General features: G+C 54.3%; 18 protein-coding genes. 1 reads left to right on the forward strand and 17 read right to left on the reverse strand.

Features of this window, described 5'->3' with window-relative positions; all coding sequences use genetic code 11:
- Positions 1-130: 130 nt before the first annotated feature.
- The 15 genes from glmS to asnC form a co-directional block, all read right to left on the reverse strand.
- The gene (gene glmS / locus INF58_RS20260) at positions 131-1,960 is read right to left on the reverse strand and encodes a glutamine--fructose-6-phosphate transaminase (isomerizing) (protein WP_063452041.1); all 1,830 of its coding nucleotides are present in this window, start codon (positions 1,958-1,960) and stop codon (positions 131-133) included.
- A 348-nt stretch (positions 1,961-2,308) separates the two neighbouring features.
- On the reverse strand, positions 2,309-3,679 hold the full coding sequence (gene glmU, locus INF58_RS20265) for a bifunctional UDP-N-acetylglucosamine diphosphorylase/glucosamine-1-phosphate N-acetyltransferase GlmU (protein WP_063868585.1): 1,371 nt from the start codon (positions 3,677-3,679) through the stop codon (positions 2,309-2,311).
- Positions 3,680-3,817: 138 nt separating this feature from the next.
- Positions 3,818-4,237, reverse strand: coding sequence for a F0F1 ATP synthase subunit epsilon (locus INF58_RS20270; RefSeq protein WP_003862360.1), 420 nt, complete (start codon positions 4,235-4,237; stop codon positions 3,818-3,820).
- A 20-nt stretch (positions 4,238-4,257) separates the two neighbouring features.
- A complete protein-coding gene (gene atpD, locus INF58_RS20275; protein ID WP_015570150.1) occupies positions 4,258-5,640 on the reverse strand; it encodes a F0F1 ATP synthase subunit beta in 1,383 nt (460 codons plus the stop codon).
- 31 nt (positions 5,641-5,671) lie between these two features.
- Positions 5,672-6,535, reverse strand: a complete 864-nt coding sequence (gene atpG, locus INF58_RS20280; RefSeq protein ID WP_193528389.1) for a F0F1 ATP synthase subunit gamma — start codon at positions 6,533-6,535, stop codon at positions 5,672-5,674.
- Between the two features lie 51 nt (positions 6,536-6,586).
- Complete coding sequence (gene atpA, locus INF58_RS20285) at positions 6,587-8,128, reverse strand: F0F1 ATP synthase subunit alpha (RefSeq protein ID WP_063452038.1); 1,542 nt, start codon at positions 8,126-8,128, stop codon at positions 6,587-6,589.
- A 12-nt stretch (positions 8,129-8,140) separates the two neighbouring features.
- Positions 8,141-8,674, reverse strand: coding sequence for a F0F1 ATP synthase subunit delta (gene atpH, locus INF58_RS20290; RefSeq protein WP_003862369.1), 534 nt, complete (start codon positions 8,672-8,674; stop codon positions 8,141-8,143).
- A gap of 14 nt (positions 8,675-8,688) precedes the next feature.
- Positions 8,689-9,159: a F0F1 ATP synthase subunit B gene (gene atpF / locus INF58_RS20295; RefSeq protein WP_003862370.1), complete on the reverse strand. Its 471-nt coding sequence runs from the start codon at positions 9,157-9,159 to the stop codon at positions 8,689-8,691.
- Positions 9,160-9,207: 48 nt separating this feature from the next.
- Positions 9,208-9,447: a F0F1 ATP synthase subunit C gene (gene atpE / locus INF58_RS20300; protein WP_000429386.1), complete on the reverse strand. Its 240-nt coding sequence runs from the start codon at positions 9,445-9,447 to the stop codon at positions 9,208-9,210.
- 49 nt (positions 9,448-9,496) lie between these two features.
- Positions 9,497-10,312 (reverse strand): F0F1 ATP synthase subunit A, encoded by an 816-nt coding sequence (gene atpB / locus INF58_RS20305; RefSeq protein WP_014881883.1) that lies wholly within the window; start codon positions 10,310-10,312, stop codon positions 9,497-9,499.
- An 8-nt stretch (positions 10,313-10,320) separates the two neighbouring features.
- Positions 10,321-10,701, reverse strand: coding sequence for a F0F1 ATP synthase subunit I (atpI, locus tag INF58_RS20310; RefSeq protein ID WP_003862375.1), 381 nt, complete (start codon positions 10,699-10,701; stop codon positions 10,321-10,323).
- A gap of 616 nt (positions 10,702-11,317) precedes the next feature.
- A complete protein-coding gene (gene rsmG, locus INF58_RS20315) occupies positions 11,318-11,941 on the reverse strand; it encodes a 16S rRNA (guanine(527)-N(7))-methyltransferase RsmG (protein WP_063452037.1) in 624 nt (207 codons plus the stop codon).
- Between the two features lie 106 nt (positions 11,942-12,047).
- A complete protein-coding gene (gene mnmG, locus INF58_RS20320) occupies positions 12,048-13,937 on the reverse strand; it encodes a tRNA uridine-5-carboxymethylaminomethyl(34) synthesis enzyme MnmG (protein ID WP_193528390.1) in 1,890 nt (629 codons plus the stop codon).
- Between the two features lie 374 nt (positions 13,938-14,311).
- Positions 14,312-14,761 carry an FMN-binding protein MioC gene (gene mioC / locus INF58_RS20325; RefSeq protein WP_063452035.1) on the reverse strand — a complete coding sequence of 150 codons (450 nt, stop codon included), beginning with the start codon at positions 14,759-14,761 and terminating at the stop codon, positions 14,312-14,314.
- 90 nt (positions 14,762-14,851) lie between these two features.
- A complete protein-coding gene (gene asnC / locus INF58_RS20330; protein ID WP_003862383.1) occupies positions 14,852-15,310 on the reverse strand; it encodes a transcriptional regulator AsnC in 459 nt (152 codons plus the stop codon).
- Between the two features lie 151 nt (positions 15,311-15,461).
- Here asnC and asnA point away from each other — a divergent pair, with 151 nt between their 5' ends.
- A complete protein-coding gene (asnA, locus tag INF58_RS20335; protein WP_193528391.1) occupies positions 15,462-16,454 on the forward strand; it encodes an aspartate--ammonia ligase in 993 nt (330 codons plus the stop codon).
- Here the strand turns inward: asnA and viaA are convergent, their stop codons facing one another.
- Complete coding sequence (viaA, locus tag INF58_RS20340; protein ID WP_193528392.1) at positions 16,455-17,906, reverse strand: ATPase RavA stimulator ViaA; 1,452 nt, start codon at positions 17,904-17,906, stop codon at positions 16,455-16,457.
- Positions 17,900-19,396 (reverse strand): ATPase RavA, encoded by a 1,497-nt coding sequence (gene ravA / locus INF58_RS20345; RefSeq protein WP_193528393.1) that lies wholly within the window; start codon positions 19,394-19,396, stop codon positions 17,900-17,902. The genes viaA and ravA overlap by 7 nt, the downstream gene beginning before the upstream one ends.
- Positions 19,397-19,439: the final 43 nt, after the last annotated feature.

Genomic DNA, 19,439 nt, shown 5'->3' on the forward strand with positions numbered 1-19,439 from the left:
ATATTAGCTAAAAAGACATATTCAGAAACATACACAAATAACACTTAATACTTTTTAGGAATAAATTTAGGTCGTAATAAAAAAGCCTCACATTTTCATGCGAGGCTTTTTCCATTATGTGTCGGGAAGATTATTCTACGGTAACCGACTTCGCCAGGTTACGCGGCTGGTCAACGTCGGTGCCTTTGATCAGCGCCACGTGATAAGCCAGGAGTTGCAGCGGAACGGTGTAGAAGATCGGCGCAATCACCTCTTCCACATGCGGCATCTCGATGATGTGCATGTTGTCGCTGCTGACGAAACCGGCGTCTTTATCCGCGAAGACATACAGCACGCCGCCACGGGCGCGGACTTCTTCGATGTTAGACTTCAGTTTTTCCAGCAGTTCGTTGTTTGGTGCAACAACGATCACCGGCATATCCGCGTCAATCAGCGCCAGCGGACCGTGCTTCAGCTCGCCTGCCGCGTAGGCTTCCGCGTGGATGTAGGAGATCTCTTTCAGCTTCAGCGCGCCTTCCAGCGCGATAGGGTACTGATCGCCACGGCCCAGGAACAGAGCGTGGTGCTTATCAGAGAAATCTTCAGCCAGCGCCTCAATGCGTTTGTCCTGAGACAGCATCTGTTCGATACGGCTCGGCAGCGCCTGGAGACCGTGAACGATGTCATGCTCAACGGAAGCATCTTCGCCTTTCAGACGCGCCAGCTTCGCCACCAGCATCAGCAGAACGGTCAACTGCGTGGTAAACGCTTTGGTGGAGGCCACGCCGATTTCGGTGCCCGCTTTGGTCATCAGCGCCAGATCGGATTCACGCACCAGCGAGGAGCCCGGTACGTTACAGATGGCCAGAGAGCCCAGGTAACCCAACTCTTTAGACAGACGCAGCGCCGCCAGGGTATCCGCCGTTTCGCCAGACTGGGAAAGGGTGATCATCAGGCTGTTACGGCGCACAGCGGATTTACGATAGCGGAACTCAGACGCGATTTCGACATCGCACGGCACGCCCGCCAGGGATTCAAACCAGTAGCGAGAGACCATACCGGAGTTGTATGAGGTCCCGCAGGCCACAATCTGAATATGCTCAACCTTGCCGAGCAGCTCGTTGGCGTTCGCCCCCAGCTCGCTCAGATCCACCTCGCCATGGCTGATGCGCCCGGTCAGGGTGTTTTTGATGGCGTTAGGCTGCTCGTAGATCTCTTTCTGCATGTAGTGACGGTAAGCGCCTTTGTCGCCCGCGTCGTATTGCAGGTTAGATTCGATCTCCTGACGCTTCACCTGCTCGCCTTTGGTATCGAAGACGGTCACGCTGCGGCGCGTCACTTCCGCGATATCGCCCTCTTCCAGGAAGATAAAGCGACGGGTAACCGGCAGGAGCGCCAGCTGATCGGACGCGATAAAGTTCTCGCCCATGCCCAGACCGATAACCATCGGGCTACCGGAACGCGCGGCCAGCAGCGTGGACGGATCGCGGGAATCCATGATCACCGTACCGTAGGCGCCGCGCAGCTGAGGAATAGCACGCAGCACTGCCTCACGCAGCGTACCGCCCTGTGCCAGTTCCCAGTGTACGAGGTGAGCAATCACTTCGGTGTCGGTTTCAGAGACGAAGGTATAGCCGCGCGCTTTCAGTTCTTCGCGCAGCGGTTCGTGGTTTTCGATAATGCCGTTATGCACCACCACGATGTGTTCAGACACATGCGGGTGCGCGTTACCTTCAGACGGTTCGCCGTGCGTCGCCCAGCGGGTGTGCGCAATACCGGTTCCCCCGTGCAGCGGATGTTCTTCCGCGGCCTGGGCCAGCATCTGCACTTTACCGAGACGGCGCAGACGGGTCATATGACCTTCTGCATCCACGACAGCCAGACCGGCAGAGTCATAGCCACGGTATTCCAGACGACGTAAACCTTCGAGAAGGATTTCAGCAATATCACGCTGCGCAACTGCGCCAACAATTCCACACATAATTTAGATTCCGAATTTAGGCATTATGCCTGCGTTGTCGCTGACCTGTATTTACCCTGCGTCTTTCACGCTGCGGCTGCGTTGGCTTCTCGTACTCGCCACGGTCACTTACTTAAGTAAGCTCCCATGGACTCATACGCTTGCCGCCTTGCCACAACGCGAAATCCTTTGGGTAACGCCCTTTCCGGGCACCCCGAGCCTTGTAGAGAGTGGGGTTATAGTTATGGGTACTGCCTGTGGGGGGAGATATATCTTTATCTCCTCTCCCGGGTTTGCCTGATGACGGCTACGCCTTATCAGGCCTACTCAATCGTAGGGCGGGTAAGCGCAGCGCCACCCGCCTTAGGGTTACTTTTTCTTCACCGGGCGTTTCCAGCCCTGCTTGCTGACCTGCGGCACGCGGCTTAACACCAGCTCGTTATCCGCTACGTCGCGCGTGACGGTCGTTCCGGCGGCAATGGTCACACCGTTACCCACGGTGACGGGCGCCACCAGCTGCGTGTCAGAACCCACAAACACGTCATCGCCGATGATGGTTTTAAACTTATTGGCACCGTCATAGTTACAGGTGATGGTACCTGCACCAATATTCACGTTGTCGCCAATTTCTGCATCGCCCAGATAGGTTAAATGACCCGCTTTGGAGCCTTTACCCAGACGCGCTTTTTTCATTTCAACGAAGTTACCAACATGTGCGCCTTCCAGCAGCTCAGCGCCCGGGCGCAGACGCGCAAACGGGCCGATGGTACATGCCGCATCAAGACGCGCGTCTTCCACCACGCTGTACGGGCTGATTTCGCAGTCGTCGCCGATAACGCTGTTTTTAATCACGCAGCCAGCGCCGATTTTGACGCGGTTACCCAGCGTGACGTTACCTTCCAGGATAACGTTAGTATCAATTTCAACGTCGCGTCCGTGGGACAGCGTACCGCGCAGATCGAAACGCGCCGGATCGCGCAGCATGACGCCTGCGAGCAGCAGCTTCTCTGCCTGCTCGGACTGGTAAATGCGCTCCAGACGGGAAAGCTGAAGACGGTTGTTTACCCCGTCCGTTTCGCTGATGCGTGCCGGATGAACGGCGGCAATCTCACGCCCTTCCTGGTACGCCATCGCAATAATATCGGTGATGTAATACTCACCCTGTGCGTTGTTGTTATTCAGCTTAGACAGCCAGCGCTTCATATCAGCACCGTTCGCAATCAGGATACCGGTGTTGATCTCCTGAATCTGACGCTGCGCTTCGCTGGCATCTTTATGCTCAACAATCCCCGTCACGTTGCCGTTTTCACGGGTAATGCGGCCATAGCCACTCGGATCGTCCAGCACGACGGTTAACAGCCCAATGCCGCCCTGCGGTTTGGCTTCACGCAGACGAGTGAGGGTTTCAACGGAGATCAGCGGGACGTCGCCGTAGAGCATCAGGATGTCTTCATCATCAGAGAAGAAGGGTGCAGCCTGCTGCATTGCATGACCAGTACCCAGCTGTTCTGCCTGTAGCACCCAGTTGAGATTGTCGTCACGCAGCGTTTTTTTCAGCAGATCGCCGCCGTGTCCATAAACCAGATGCACCTGGCGGGCGCCTAATTCATTAGCTGCATCAATAACATGCTGCACCATTGGCTTTCCTGCCAGCGTGTGGAGCACCTTAGGCAGATCGGAATACATGCGGGTACCTTTGCCTGCGGCAAGGATCACCACGCTCATCGCACTGTTTAACATACGCATCCTGACGGTAGTTTGTGTGAGAAGTAAAAACGTTTGATGCTTAAAATTCTACATCTTTTTCATCATGAATTAAGGCCGAAAAAAAAAGCCAGCCTGGGATCCAGACTGGCTTTTGTGCTTTTCAAGCCGGTGTTACATCGCTTTTTTGGTCAACTCGATAACGCGCAGTTTCGCGATCGCTTTGGCCAGCTCCGCAGACGCCTGAGCGTAATCCACGTCACCATGAGAGCTGTTAATGTGCTCTTCAGCCTTACGCTTCGATTCCAGGGCTCGCGCTTCGTCGAGATCCTGGCCACGAATAGCGGTATCGGCCAGAACGGTCACACTGCCAGGCTGCACTTCAAGAATGCCGCCGGACAGATAGATAAACTCTTCGTGACCGAACTGTTTAACGATGCGGATCATACCAGGCTTAATGGCGGTGAGCAGCGGTGCGTGACCCGGGAAAATACCCAGTTCACCTTCACTACCCGTTACCTGGATTTTCTCGACCAGACCAGAGAACATTTGTTGCTCTGCGCTGACGACGTCCAGGTGGTAAGTCATTGCCATATCACCCTCCGATTAAGGCGTTAAAGTTTTTTGGCTTTTTCCACGGCTTCTTCGATGGAACCAACCATGTAGAACGCCTGCTCTGGCAGGTGATCGTATTCGCCTTCCATGATGCCTTTAAAGCCACGGATGGTGTCTTTCAGGGAAACGTATTTACCCGGCGCACCGGTGAATACTTCCGCAACGAAGAACGGCTGGGACAGGAAGCGCTGGATCTTACGCGCACGAGCTACCACCAGTTTGTCTTCTTCAGACAGTTCATCCATACCCAGGATGGCGATGATGTCTTTCAGTTCCTGGTAACGTTGCAGCAGGGACTGTACGCCACGCGCGGTGTCGTAGTGTTCCTGGCCAACAACCAGTGGATCCAGCTGACGGCTGGTGGAATCCAGCGGGTCAACGGCCGGGTAGATACCCAGAGACGCGATCTGACGGCTCAGTACCACGGTTGCGTCTAAGTGCGCAAAGGTGGTGGCTGGAGATGGGTCAGTCAAGTCATCCGCAGGTACGTATACCGCCTGAACGGAGGTGATAGAACCGGTTTTGGTCGAGGTGATACGTTCCTGAAGAACACCCATCTCTTCCGCCAGCGTAGGCTGATAACCTACCGCTGAAGGCATACGACCCAGCAGTGCAGATACTTCGGTACCGGCCAGGGTGTAACGATAGATGTTATCAACGAACAGCAGAACGTCACGGCCTTCGTCACGGAATTTCTCAGCCATTGTCAGGCCAGTCAGCGCAACGCGCAGACGGTTTCCTGGTGGCTCGTTCATCTGGCCGTAAACCAGGGATACTTTATCCAGAACGTTGGAGTCGGTCATTTCGTGGTAGAAGTCGTTACCCTCACGAGTACGTTCACCTACGCCCGCAAACACGGAGTAACCGGAGTGCTCGATCGCGATGTTACGGATCAGCTCCATCATGTTTACGGTTTTACCTACACCCGCACCGCCGAACAGACCGACTTTACCGCCCTTCGCGAACGGACACATCAGGTCGATAACTTTGATGCCGGTTTCAAGCAGTTCCTGAGAGCTGGACAGCTCTTCGTAGGAAGGTGCCGCGCGGTGGATAGCCCAACGCTCTTCTTCACCGATGTCGCCTTTCATGTCGATTGGCTGACCCAATACGTTCATGATACGACCCAGCGTTGCTTTACCTACCGGGACTTCGATCGGGTGCTCAAGGTCTTTAACTTCCAGACCACGACGCAGACCGTCGGAAGAACCCATGGCGATGGTACGCACGATACCGCCGCCGAGCTGCTGCTGAACTTCCAGCACCAGGCTCTCGTTACCATTCTGTACCTCAAGCGCGTCGTACACGCGTGGTACGGCGTCCTGAGGGAACTCGACGTCCACCACGGCGCCGATTACCTGGACAATCTTTCCAGTAGCCATCTTGAATCCTCTACGTAATTCGTAAACCTGGTTAAACCGCGGCGGCCCCCGAGACGATCTCGGTGAGTTCCTGAGTAATGCTGGCCTGACGAGCTTTGTTGTAAACCAACTGCAGCTCTTTAATCAGGCTGCCGCCATTATCGGTCGCGGCTTTCATCGCCACCATTCGTGCGGCCTGCTCGCTGGCCAGGTTTTCTACAACGCCCTGATAAACCTGAGATTCAACGTAACGACGCAGCAGGGTATCCAGCAGCGGTTTCGGATCGGGTTCATACAGGTAATCCCAGGCTTTCTGTTTCAGCTCGTCATCTTCTGATGCCGGTAACGGCAGCATCTGAGTGAGCGTAGGCACCTGAGACATGGTGTTAATAAATTTGTTGCTGACAACGTACAGTCTGTCCAGACGGCCTTCATCGTAGGCCTGCAACATCACTTTAACCGGGCCGATCAGTTCGGACAGGGACGGTTTATCACCCATACCGGTCACCTGAGCGACAATGTTGCCGCCAACGGAGTTAAAGAAAGAGACGCCTTTAGAGCCAATCAGTGCCAGATCGCACTGAACGCCTTTATCGGACCAGACTTTCATATCCGCCAGCAGTTTTTTGAACAGGTTAATGTTCAAGCCGCCACACAGACCACGGTCAGTCGACACCACCAGGTAGCCCACGCGCTTAACGTCGCGTTCTTCCAGGTAAGGGTGCTTATATTCCAGATTACCGTTTGCAAGGTGACCAATCACTTTGCGCATGGTCTCTGCATAAGGACGGCTGGCCGCCATGCGATCCTGCGATTTACGCATTTTGGAAGCGGCGACCATCTCCATCGCTTTAGTGATCTTTTGCGTGTTCTGGACGCTTGCGATCTTACTACGTATCTCTTTTGCGCCGGCCATGAGCTTCTCCTCAATGCCAGACGGCTTGTCCTGAGACAAGCCGCCGGACGATTACCAGGATTGGGTTGCTTTGAAGGAATCGAGGATAGCTTTCAGCTTGCCTTCGATTTCGTCGTTATAGCCACCGGTCTGGTTGATCTCTTGCATCAGCGGAGCGTGATCACGGTCAGCGTAAGCCAGCAGAGCGGCTTCGAAGCTACCGATTTTCGCCAGTTCCACATCTTCGAGGTAACCGCGTTCAGCCGCGAACAGTACCAGGCCCTGCTGAGCAACAGACATTGGCGCGTACTGTTTCTGCTTCAGCAGCTCGGTCACTTTCTGACCGTGGCTCAGCTGTTTACGGGTTGCTTCGTCCAGATCGGATGCGAACTGAGAGAACGCAGCCAGTTCACGATACTGTGCCAGCGCGGTACGGATACCACCGGACAGTTTCTTGATGATCTTGGTCTGAGCAGCACCACCCACACGGGATACGGAGATACCCGGGTTAACTGCCGGACGAATACCGGAGTTAAACAGGTTGGTTTCCAGGAAGATCTGACCATCGGTAATGGAGATTACGTTGGTCGGAACGAACGCAGAAACGTCACCCGCCTGGGTTTCAATGATCGGCAGCGCGGTCAGAGAACCTGTTTTACCCTTCACTTCACCTTTGGTGAAGTTCTCGACGTATTCCGCGTTAACGCGGGAAGCACGCTCCAGCAGACGAGAGTGGAGGTAGAATACGTCGCCCGGGAATGCTTCACGTCCTGGTGGACGACGGAGCAGCAGGGAAACCTGACGATACGCAACAGCCTGTTTAGACAGGTCATCGTATACGATCAGCGCATCTTCACCGCGGTCACGGAAGTATTCGCCCATTGCGCAACCGGCGTATGGCGCCAGGTATTGCAGTGCAGCAGATTCAGACGCGGTTGCTACCACAACGATGGTGTTAGACAGTGCGCCGTGCTCTTCCAGTTTACGAACCACGTTGGAAATGGTGGACGCTTTCTGGCCGATAGCCACGTACACACATTTGATGCCGGAGTCACGCTGGTTGATGATGGCGTCGATTGCCATCGCGGTTTTACCGGTCTGACGGTCACCGATGATCAGTTCACGCTGACCACGACCGATTGGGATCATGGCATCAACGGACTTATAACCCGTCTGCACAGGCTGATCAACGGACTGACGGTCGATAACGCCCGGTGCGATAACTTCGATTGGCGAGAAGCCATCGTTATCAACCGGACCTTTACCGTCGATTGGCGCACCCAGGGTGTTAACAACGCGACCCAGCAGGCCACGGCCAACCGGCACTTCCAGAATACGGCCAGTACACTTAACCTTCATGCCTTCGGCGAGGTCAGCGTATGGACCCATCACAACGGCACCTACGGAGTCGCGCTCCAGGTTCAGTGCGATAGCGTAACGGTTACCCGGCAGGGAAATCATCTCACCCTGCATACAATCGGCCAGGCCGTGGATGCGGATAACACCGTCACTTACAGAAACAATAGTACCTTCGTTGTGAGCTTCACTCACAACACTGAACTGAGCAATGCGCTGCTTGATCAGTTCGCTGATTTCGGTGGAATTCAGTTGCATGCTCCAGTCCCCTTAAGACTGCAAGACGTCTGCAAGGCGCTCAAGACGGCCGCGTACGCTGCCATCAATGACCATATCACCCGAGCGGATGATTACGCCTGCCATTACAGACTTATCGATTTTGCAATTCAGCTTAACTTTGCGTGACAGACGTTTTTCCATCGCGGCGGTGATTTTCGCAAGCTGTTCATCACTCAGTTCAGTTGCGGAAGTTACTTCAACTTCAGCGGTAGCTTCACTGAGGGCACGTAAGTGCTCAAACTGCTCGAGAACATCCGGGAGCACACGGAGACGACCATTTTCTGCCATGACCTTAATCAGGTTCTGGCCGTTGGCATCCAGTTGCTCTCCGCACACGGCGATAAACGACGCGGCGAGGGTTTCAGGCGCTAACGCACCGGAAAGCAACTCGGCCATTTGTTCGTTTTTCGTCACCTCAGCGGCAAACGCCAGCATATTCTGCCAGCGATCGACATTTTGGTGTTCGACAGCAAAGTCAAAAGCTGCTTTGGCGTAGGGGCGAGCTACCGTAACAAATTCAGACATCAGCCCCTCCCTCCTTACAGTTCAGCGACAAGTTTGTCCACGATGTCGCTGTTAGCAGCTTCATCCACGGAACGTTCGATGATCTTCTCGGCGCCAGCAACAGCCAGAATCGCAACCTGCTTACGCAGTTCTTCACGAGCACGTTTACGCTCAGCTTCAATTTCAGCCTGAGCCTGTGTCACGATCTTAGTACGTTCCTGTTCTGCTTCAGCTTTGGCTTCGTCCAGGATCTGAGAACGGCGTTTGTTAGCCTGTTCAATGATTACCTGAGCTTCAGCTTTCGCTTTTTTCAGCTGGTCTGTCGCGTTGGCCTGTGCAAGGTCCAAATCTTTCTTAGCGCGTTCTGCGGAAGCCAGACCGTCAGCAATTTCTTTCTGACGTTTTTCGATGGCAGCCATTAAAGGCGGCCATACATACTTCATGCAGAACCAGACAAAGAGAATAAACGCGATGGCCTGGCCGAGGATTGTTGCGTTCATGTTCACAGCACAATACCTCTTAAATTTCTGTGGCTTGGGGTTTTAAAACAACTACTACGCGACAGCAAACATCACGTACAGACCCAGACCTACAGCGATCATTGGGATTGCATCCACCAGACCCATAACGATAAAGAACTGAGTACGCAGCAGAGGAATCAGATCAGGTTGACGCGCAGCGCCTTCCAGGAATTTGCCCCCGAGGATGCCGATACCGATCGCAGCACCGATAGCCGCCAGACCCATCATCACAGCGGCAGCCATGTACAGCAGATCCATATTCAGGTTTTCCATGACAGTCTCCAGTTTGTTTCAATTAAAACGTAGTAGTGTTGGTAAAAAATCAGTGCTCTTCAGACGCCATCGACAGATAGACGATCGTCAGAACCATGAAGATAAAGGCTTGCAGCGTAATGATCAGGATGTGGAAAATGGCCCATGGCACATTCAGAATCCACTGTGACCACCACGGCAGAAGACCCGCGATCAGAATGAAAATCAGCTCACCCGCATACATGTTGCCGAACAGTCGCAGACCCAGTGAAACAGGTTTGGACAGCAGGCTAACGCCTTCCAGGATCAGGTTGACCGGAATAAACGCCCAGTGGTTGAACGGCTGCAAGGTAAGCTCTTTCACAAAGCCGCTTACGCCTTTCATTTTGATGCTGTAGAAAAGAATCAGGATAAACACGCCCAGCGCCATCGACAAAGTGATGTTCACGTCCGCAGACGGTACAACACGCAGCGCAGGCAGGCCGAAGATGTGCTCGCCGATGAACGGCAGCAGGTCAATTGGCAGCAGGTCCATCAGGTTCATCAGGAAGACCCAAACGAACACGGTCAGGGCCAGCGGAGCAATCAGCTTGCTCTTACCATGGTACATGTCTTTCACGCTGCCATGGACGAAGCCGATGATCATCTCAACGAACGTCTGGAATTTCCCTGGAACACCGCTGGTCGCCTTTTTAGCAACGCTGCGGAACATGGCCAGGAACAGAAGACCCAAAACCACCGAGAAGAACATGGAGTCGATGTTGATCGTCCAGAAGGTGGCCGGGGGGTTATGTGGATCCACCAGCGAGAATGTACGCAGGTCCAGCTGAAGGTTATTCAGATGGTGACCTATGTAATCCTGCGGCGTCATATTTTCTGAAGCCATGATGCCTTTTACCCTTTGTTATTGATTACAGCTGGAGCCAGAACTTGTACCACCAGCACCAAAACCCACGTTGCTATCAGCGGCATGAATACCACTTTCAAAACCGCCAGCGCCATCACCAGTAGAGCAAAGGTCAGCAACACCTTACACACTTCGCCGAGAGCGAAGGACCAGGCCACGCGGCCTTTGGCGGGTGTATGCGCCTGATGACGCCAGGCAAAAATCATAAACAACACGTTTGGCAGCACAACCGCCAAACCTCCGCACGCGGCGGAGATGCCCCAGAAGGGGTCTTTGAGGCTAAACAGCAGTCCACTTGCTATTACCGCCAGAAACTGAATGAACAGAAGCTTACGAGCAACGTTTCTACTCAAGAGCGACACAGACATCACGTTTTTACTCCTGCTCCCTTCGAGGTATGCCGCGTGTCGTATAAAACGTCCTTTAAGGCTCAGAGTCAAGCATCAAAAAGCGGTCAAATTATACGGTGCGTACCCGTGATTTCAAACATTAAGTAGCGAAAAGGTGAATAAATGTTTAAATATTTTTCCCCAGCGCTATTTTTCAACTTTTGACCAATGCGTCGACCTTCAGGCGAAACTGCAAACAGCGCGAAAACGTTGGCGATAAAGCGTGCACGAGATCACAAAATGCACATTTGCGATAAAGCGGTAATCATCAAACACGTAAAACGTTTTATTTCATCTCCATGAATTTAAAGCCAAAAAATCGCAACTATTTCTAAAACAGCCCTATATACAACAAAAACCTTTTATTGACATTTTTAATAAATATTTAACATTGCATTCTGGTTGCTACAGCCCACTTTTAGCAGACTGATATTTTCATAGTTGATTATCATTACGGTGAATGAATCAGCTCAGGTTAACCGCAAGAAAAACCATGGTGAACACAAGGTTAAAATGACTTCAGAATTATCCTCATGGGTGTGCTGTTTTTTAACACAATAAGAACAGCACAAATTCCCCATTTTTTATTTAATTTTTAAAATTTGTTTGGCTTAAGAATCACCAAATGCCGTTCACCGTCGAGATGAGGAACCTGTAACTTCTCGATTGATTCAACAGCAAAATCCGCTGGCAGCTGTTGAATCTCATCTTCAGGCACCAGCCCTTTCAGGGCATAAAAGCGGCCATTTTCCGCCGGCAGGTGTTTACACCAGCTCACCATGTCGTTGAGCGATGCAAAGGCACGGCTGATAACGCCGTCAAACGGCGGCTCTGCCGGGAACGCCTCTACCCTGCTCTGCACCGGAGTGATATTTTCCAGCTTCAGCTCATGCTGTACCTGGCGTAAAAAGCGCACACGCTTGCCCAGGCTGTCCAGCAGCGTGAAATGGCTCTCCGGGCGGACAATAGACAACGGGATCCCCGGCAGCCCCGGACCGGTGCCAACATCGATAAAACGTTCACCTTTCAGGTACGGCGCCACCACGATGCTATCGAGAATATGGCGAACCAGCATCTCGTTGGGATCGCGCACCGAGGTCAGGTTGTACGCTTTGTTCCATTTGTTCAGCATATCGACATAGGCCACCAGCTGGTTTTTCTGGTGATCGGTGAGCGAAATACCTGCTTCATCCAGCAGACGAGAGAGTTTATTGAGCACGGTGGATACCTGTTGAGATACTTACTGGCGGGTGGCGCTTCGCTTACCCGCCCTACGGGGTTCTGTAGGCCCGGTAAGCGCAGCGCTACCGGGCAATGTTCAAACGTTACGCGCTGCGGCGCAGCATACCCTGCTTTTTCAGCCACACCAGCAGAATTGAAATCGCGGCAGGCGTGACGCCGGAGATCCGCGAGGCCTGGCCAATCGACACCGGTTTATGATCGTTCAGCTTAGCGATCACTTCGTTGGAAAGGCCCGTCACCTGACGATAGTCCAGCATTTCCGGCAGCAGCGTATTTTCATTACGCTGCTGTTTTTCGATCTCATCCTGCTGACGCGCAATGTAGCCTTCGTATTTCACCTGAATCTCGACCTGCTCAGCCGCTTCAGCGTCTTCAAGGCCCGGTGCGAACGCGGTCAGTTTGACCAGATTCTCGTAGGTGACTTCAGGACGGCGCAGCAGATCTTCGCCGCTGGCTTCGCGCGAAAGCGGCGCTGTTAAGTGAGCGTTCACTTCGGCAGCGGTTTCCGCCTGCGGGTTTACCCAGGTGGTTTTCAGGCGCTGACGTTCCTGTTCAATGCGTTCCAGCTTCTCGTTGAAGCGCGCCCAGCGTTCGTCATCCACCAGACCCAGCTCTCGTCCCATTTCGGTCAGACGCAGATCGGCGTTGTCTTCGCGCAGCATCAGGCGATATTCCGCGCGGGAGGTAAACATGCGGTACGGTTCTTTGGTCCCCAGCGTACAGAGGTCGTCGACCAGTACGCCCAGGTACGCCTGAGAGCGCGCCGGCGCCCAGCCCTCTTTCTCGGCGGAGAAGCGGGCGGCGTTCAGACCGGCCAGCAGCCCTTGCGCAGCGGCTTCTTCATACCCGGTTGTGCCGTTAATCTGGCCCGCGAAGAACAGACCGTGGATGAATTTGCTCTCCAGGGTTGGCTTCAGGTCACGCGGATCGAAGAAATCGTACTCAATGGCGTAGCCAGGACGAACGATTCTCGCGTTCTCCATGCCCTGCATTGAGCGAACAATTTGCATCTGCACGTCGAACGGCAGGCTGGTGGAGATGCCGTTCGGGTAAATTTCGTTAGAGGTCAGTCCTTCCGGCTCCAGGAAGATCTGGTGCTGGTTACGATCGGCAAAGCGCATCACCTTGTCTTCGATCGACGGGCAGTAGCGCGGGCCGATCCCTTCGATCACGCCCGCGTACATTGGGCTGCGATCGAGGTTATTGCGGATCACGTCGTGCGTTTTCTCATTGGTGTGCGTGATGTAGCACGGCACCTGCTGCGGATGTTGTGCCGCATTGCCCATGAACGAGAACACCGGCATTGGGTTATCGCCGTGCTGCTGTGCCAGCACGCTGAAGTCGATGGTGCGCGCATCAATGCGCGGCGGTGTACCGGTTTTCAGGCGGCTTACGCGCAGCGGCAGCTCACGCAGACGACGAGACAGCGGAATGGACGGCGGATCGCCAGCACGGCCACCGCTGTAGTTGTCCAGACCGATATGGATTTTGCCGTCCAGGAATGTCCCGACCGTCAGCACAACCGCTTTTGCGCGGAACTTGAGGCCCATCTGGGTCACAGCGCCGACAACACGATCGTTCTCCACGATAAGATCTTCTACCGCCTGCTGGAAGATCATCAGGTTCGGCTGGTTCTCCAGCGCGGTGCGGACAGCCTGACGGTAAAGCACGCGGTCTGCCTGCGCACGAGTGGCGCGGACAGCAGGGCCTTTACTCGCGTTTAGTATCCTAAACTGAATGCCCGCTTGATCGATCGCTTTCGCCATCAGGCCGCCAAGTGCATCCACTTCTTTTACCAGGTGTCCTTTCCCAATGCCGCCAATCGCCGGATTACAGGACATTTGTCCCAGCGTGTCGATATTGTGTGTCAAAAGCAGGGTCTGCTGACCCATTCGCGCTGCGGCCATTGCGGCCTCAGTGCCTGCATGACCCCCGCCAATGATGATGACGTCAAAAGGATCCTGATAAAACATGGTGGTCTGCCTCGCGTAAAGCGGTATGAAAATGGATTGAAGCCCGGGCCGTGGATTCTACTCAACTTTAGTCTTTCGAGAAAGCATTGGGATCCTGGGCTATTAAAAAGAAGATCTTTTTATTTAGAGATCTGTTCTATTGTGATCTCTTATTAGGATCGCAGACCGTTGTGGATAAGTCCGATCCCATAAATAAGATCATGCAGTTAGGAAGGATCGTTTGCTGTGAATGATCGGTGATCCTGGACAGTATAAGCTGGGATCAGATCGCCGCTTTATCCACAGGTCAAAAACTAAACCAACGTTGTTCTTTGGATAACTACGGGTTAATACGAGCTTTTAACCAGAGTTATCCACATCTGTTCGCACGATCTTTAATCGTTTTTGAGTAAATTTTTCCATTCTGCGAGCCAGATCTCGGCTGGATCTTCCGGAATATCATGATCGAGGATGTTTATCTTCAGGGTTTCACCCAGCTGTTTTGCTCCGCAGGCGGTTACAGCGGCTTCTACTTTCTCTATTGCACCGCAGAAGGTGTCATATTCACGGCTGCCGATCCCGATCGCACCAAACCGGACGTTTGACAGACTGGGCTGCTGTTCCAGCAGTTCGTCATATAAAGGTTGCAGGTTATCCGGCAGATCGCCCGCGCCGTGCGTGGAGGTGATCAGCAGCCAGACCCCATCAGTCGGGAGATCTTCCAGCAGCGGGCCGTGCAGGGTTTCCGTTGAAAAGCCCGCGTCTTCCAGCTTCTCAGCCAGATGTTCCGCTACGTATTCCGCACCGCCCAGGGTGCTGCCGCTGATAAGAGTAATGTCCGCCATTGATCGCTCGCTCAGATAAAGAGGCGGCCATTGTACGCTGTGAACGAGCTGGGATCTACCTGTGGAAAATGTGGGAATGAAATTGCCCGATCACGGGCGGATGGTACGCATGATCGGGTTTTGCAGGGAGATCAGGGTTTCGGTGGACTGAATTTCATCGATTGTTTGGATCTTGTTGATAAGTACCTGCTGGAGGGCATCGATGGATCGGCACATTACCTTAATAAAGATGCTGTAATGCCCGGTGGTGTAGTACGCCTCGGTGACTTCATCCAGCGCGTTCAGCTTCTCCAGCGCGGAGGGGTAATCTTTTGCACTTTTAAGAATGATGCCAATGAAGCAGCAGACGTCGTAGCCGAGCTGCTTCGGACTGACGTCAATGCGTGCGCCGGTGATGATCCCGGCCTGCTTCATTTTCTCTACGCGGACGTGAATTGTCCCCGGGCTGACGCCAAACTGTTTCGCCAGTTCGGCATACGCGGTGCGCGCATTGGCCATCAGCGCCTCCAGGATGCCGCGGTCCAGATTGTCGATCTGATAATTTTCCATAGCTTTTTCTTATGAAGATTGATGAATCCCTCTATTCTAGCGGCTAATTTTATCGAATCAAAAGTGAAGGTGGCTTTTTGTTGATGGGTTATTGAATAAGGTGCCATTTTTGTTGCTTAATCAATACCAACAGGACGCAGGAGTATAAATAATGAAAACCGCTTACATCGCAAAACAACGCCAGATCAGTTTCGTAAAATCCCATTTTTCCCGCCAGCTGGAAGAGAAGCTTGGCCTTTTTGAAGTTCAGGCGCCGATTCTGAGCCGCGTGGGTGACGGGACGCAGGATAACCTGTCTGGTTGCGAAAAAGCGGTACAGGTAAAAGTGAAAACACTGCCAGATGCCCAGTTCGAAGTGGTGCATTCCCTGGCGAAGTGGAAGCGTCAAACCCTGGGACAACACGACTTCAGCGCGGGCGAAGGGCTTTACACGCACATGAAAGCCCTTCGCCCCGATGAAGACCGTCTCTCCCCAATTCACTCTGTCTACGTTGACCAGTGGGACTGGGAGCGCGTAATGGGTGACGGCGAGCGTCATGTCGGTACGCTAAAATCCACCGTAGAGGCGATCTACGCGGGGATCAAAGCAACCGAAGCAGCCGTGAGCAAAGAGTTTGGTCTGGCACCGTTCCTGCCGGAAACGATCCACTTTGTTCACAGTCAGGAATTGCTGAGCCGTTATCCGGATCTGGATGCGAAAGGCCGTGAACGCGCGATCGCCAAAGCGCTGGGCGCGGTATTCCTGATCGGCATCGGCGGAAAATTGTCTGACGGTAAACGTCACGACGTCCGTGCGCCGGATTACGATGACTGGAGCACCGTGGGCGAAAGCGAATATGCCGGACTGAACGGCGATATTCTGGTCTGGAACCCGGTTCTGGAAGATGCGTTTGAACTTTCTTCTATGGGGATCCGCGTGGATGCTGAAGCACTGAAGCGTCAGCTGGCCGTGACCGGTGATGAAGATCGTCTGCAACTGGAATGGCACCAGGCGCTGCTGCGTGGTGAAATGCCGCAGACCATCGGCGGCGGTATTGGCCAGTCTCGTCTGACCATGCTGCTGCTGCAACTGTCCCACATTGGTCAGGTGCAGTGTGGGGTCTGGCCGCAGCAGGTACGTGAAAGCGTCGGTTCTCTTCTTTAATTAACGTCGCCAGCGTCTGAGCAGGCGGCTACGCAACCCGGTATCAAAGCGCCAGATGTGATCGAAGATGCGCATGATGCCGGGTTTTCCATGTGCGGACATCGCCACGGCATGAAAACGGTGCTGGTGTACGCGCTGCATCTCCTTCACTTTACTCACCACGTCGTCCGGCAGCCGCTGGGCAATAAAATCGGAAATCACCACTGCATCCGCGTCGTACCAGTCGCCGCCCTGCATACGCTCAATGATGCTGCGAAAACAGCTGGCCAGATCGGTGCCGCCGCGAAAGCGTTGGCTTAAAAAGCGGATCGCCTGCTCCAGCCCCTGTGAGCCAGTCAGTTCATATCCGACCACTTCGCTGGAAAATAACATGATGTAGCAGCGACGACGATCGGCGAGCGCCACGCGCATCAGGGCCAGGCAGAATGCTTTTGCGCACTGTTCATTAAATCCCCCCATTGAGCCGGACGTATCGACGCAAACAATGAACGGGCCGCGCGGTTGCTCATCAAAGTCCTGATGCACCACCGGACGCTGGCTGATCTTCTCGCGCCAGGCTTCGCCGTGCAGCCGATAGGTGAGCAGCTGTTTTTCCACCAGCCGACGATAAAACTCATACTCCAGCTCGGTCATTCCCAGCGTGCTGAGTTCAGTGGGCAGCAGGCGCAGGATGTCATCGCTTTGCTGTAGCCCGTCAACCTGCTCCGGCACGGTGGAGGGTTCACGCACCAGGGTGCGGAAGGTTTCCATCGGCGCATCGTTCTTTGGGACCGATTTTGCCTCCCGGGAGCGCCCAAGCTGTTCTGCGAGCTTCATCAGCTCCGGCTGTTGCGCCAGAAAGTCGCCGTACCTGACGATCAGCTGATAGTCGCCGCGCTTTAGCTGTCCGGCACTCATATCCCAGAGGCGTCCGGCAGCGTTTTCATTCTCCACCAGCACCTGTTCTAGCTGGCCGCTTAACGTCATCCGCTCCTGAACCTCGCTCAACAGCTGTTCGCGCTCTTCGTCCAGCAGTTGCTGGTTGAGCGAGGTGGCCTGAACGACAAGGCTGAGCCGCCAGCGCTGTAAAAACAGGGTGTGCAGGGCGGGAGTAAAGCTCGGGTTGTCCGTGACCAGCGCTCTGGCCTGGCTGGCAAACGGGGAATGAACGTTATCAAGCAATGTCAGGGTTTGCGGAAGCTGGGCAATAAACTGCGGCGTTGAAAGCCGCTGGCACTGCTGGTAACCAGCCACTTCCTCTGTCAGTTCCGGCGGGACTTCCGTCTCCTTAAACCGCTGTCGCAGGCTATCGCGCCAGCGGGGAAGATCGTCCGTCATTGCCTTTCTGAGCTTCGGGAATTTTTCAAAAAAGGCCGCCAGCTGCGGTGAAGCGAGCAGGGTAATGATGACCTCTTCGATTAAACCGTCCTCGCTAACCGCCAGCATGACGTTGAGCGTATCCAGCGTTAGCATTGACGCGCCTGTTTGATCTGCGCGCTGACATCCTGCAAGCTGGCTTCAATACGGCCTAACCAGTCGCTATGAATAAAGAGGCATTTCTGCTGCTCGCTAAAGCGCGTGTGCTGCTGATGCCATTCGTTATCCAGCGCGTCGAGCTGCTGCTTGATTTCCTCCGGAAGGCTGTCGGAGGCCGTTCCCGGCAGCGCCAGGCGCGATCCCTGAAGGCTGACGTCGCGGATCACCAGATGCTGGCTGCTATCGACTTCCAGCGACAGCGGCTGTGCAAAGCCGATACCGTTGAGTTTACCGCGGATCTCACCGCCCTTATCCAGCCACTGAACCAGCGCAACGCGTTCGATCGTCACGTGCACCACCTGCATATCATGAAGCTTAAGCGGCTGCTGGAGGAGGAGCGTGAGCGAGGCGTCAGTCAGCCCGGCGGGCAGTTCGTAGTGTGGCTTACGGGCAAACATCCCGCCGAGACGGTTCACCTTCAGCGCGGTTTTGTCACTTTGCTGCTGCTGGAGCTGAAGGCGACGTTGGGCAATCGCCCCCAGCTGATTGAGCATCGACTGCTGGCCCCACGCGTGTCCGGTCATCAAAATGTCCAGCTGCTGCTGCATCAGATTCATCCCTTCTGCGTCGTGCCACAGACAGTCTTTCAGCAGGATCAGATCGACAGGGGCAACAGCATCGCGGCCGCTGAACAGGGCGCTTGCCTGGAGCAGGCGAATGGCTTTTTTCCAGCGACGGTCGGAGACGTACGGCGCGGAAGGCAGTAAATCAAGCTGCTGGCGCAGCATGAAGATCAGCTCAAATACGGTATCAGGCAGTTTTATCTTGCCGATATCCTCCTGCCACTGGTGATATTCCTCGTCCGTCACCTGTAACGATGCTGCCACCGGGTTTTCGTTTTCGTCCTGCTGGCTCACCAGCATTGAACGGAAGTTCGATTTATCCTGGACCTTATCCAGCCACAGGCGGATCAGCATGCGGTCATACAGCGCCTCCAGGCTGCTGTCGGCTTCGGGCAATTCGTTTGACGCGGCCACCAGCAGGCGCATGGGGATCTTCTCTTCGCTCGCGCCGTTGCGGAAGCGGCGTTCGTTGATTGCCGTCAGCAGGGTGTTCAGAATGGCCGGGCCGGCTTTCCAGATCTCATCAAGAAAGACGATTTCCGCTTCCGGGAGATAGCCCGCGGTCAGACGCTCGTAGCGTCCCTCGTCTTTTAACGCCTGAATGGAGAGCGGGCCGAAAACTTCTTCCGGCGTGGAGAAGCGCGTCATCAAATACTCAAACGCGCGAGCATTCTGGAAAGCGAACTTGAGGCGGCGTGCGATCAGACTTTTGGCAATGCCCGGCGGACCCAGCAGAAACACGCTTTCCCCGCTCAACGCCGCCAGTAAACAGAGGCGAATGGCGTGGCTACGCTCGTAAAGGCCTTTCTCCAGCGCGCTGCTGAGGCGGGAAATTCTTTCTGCTAATAAATGTGAGTGAGCCATAATAGTTTTGCATCCTTTCACCGTGGTGGCGGCTAATTGAAGC

The sequence above is a fragment of the Enterobacter cloacae complex sp. P24RS genome (assembly GCF_014982165.1).
Taxonomy (GTDB): Bacteria; Pseudomonadota; Gammaproteobacteria; order Enterobacterales; family Enterobacteriaceae; genus Enterobacter; species Enterobacter quasihormaechei.

Bases quoted from the DNA above. Each gene is read 5' to 3' on its own strand.
- viaA (WP_193528392.1), bottom strand. From the start codon at position 17,906: ATGCTAACGCTGGATACGCTCAACGTCATGCTGGCGGTTAGCGAGGAC.
- atpE (WP_000429386.1), bottom strand. From the start codon at position 9,447: ATGGAAAACCTGAATATGGATCTGCTGTACATGGCTGCCGCTGTGATG.
- INF58_RS20270 (WP_003862360.1), bottom strand. From the start codon at position 4,237: ATGGCAATGACTTACCACCTGGACGTCGTCAGCGCAGAGCAACAAATG.
- atpD (WP_015570150.1), bottom strand. From the start codon at position 5,640: ATGGCTACTGGAAAGATTGTCCAGGTAATCGGCGCCGTGGTGGACGTC.
- glmS (WP_063452041.1), bottom strand. From the start codon at position 1,960: ATGTGTGGAATTGTTGGCGCAGTTGCGCAGCGTGATATTGCTGAAATC.
- atpI (WP_003862375.1), bottom strand. From the start codon at position 10,701: ATGTCTGTGTCGCTCTTGAGTAGAAACGTTGCTCGTAAGCTTCTGTTC.
- asnA (WP_193528391.1), top strand. From the start codon at position 15,462: ATGAAAACCGCTTACATCGCAAAACAACGCCAGATCAGTTTCGTAAAA.
- ravA (WP_193528393.1), bottom strand. From the start codon at position 19,396: ATGGCTCACTCACATTTATTAGCAGAAAGAATTTCCCGCCTCAGCAGC.
- atpA (WP_063452038.1), bottom strand. From the start codon at position 8,128: ATGCAACTGAATTCCACCGAAATCAGCGAACTGATCAAGCAGCGCATT.
- atpB (WP_014881883.1), bottom strand. From the start codon at position 10,312: ATGGCTTCAGAAAATATGACGCCGCAGGATTACATAGGTCACCATCTG.
- asnC (WP_003862383.1), bottom strand. From the start codon at position 15,310: ATGGAAAATTATCAGATCGACAATCTGGACCGCGGCATCCTGGAGGCG.
- mioC (WP_063452035.1), bottom strand. From the start codon at position 14,761: ATGGCGGACATTACTCTTATCAGCGGCAGCACCCTGGGCGGTGCGGAA.
- atpG (WP_193528389.1), bottom strand. From the start codon at position 6,535: ATGGCCGGCGCAAAAGAGATACGTAGTAAGATCGCAAGCGTCCAGAAC.
- atpH (WP_003862369.1), bottom strand. From the start codon at position 8,674: ATGTCTGAATTTGTTACGGTAGCTCGCCCCTACGCCAAAGCAGCTTTT.
- mnmG (WP_193528390.1), bottom strand. From the start codon at position 13,937: ATGTTTTATCAGGATCCTTTTGACGTCATCATCATTGGCGGGGGTCAT.
- glmU (WP_063868585.1), bottom strand. From the start codon at position 3,679: ATGTTAAACAGTGCGATGAGCGTGGTGATCCTTGCCGCAGGCAAAGGT.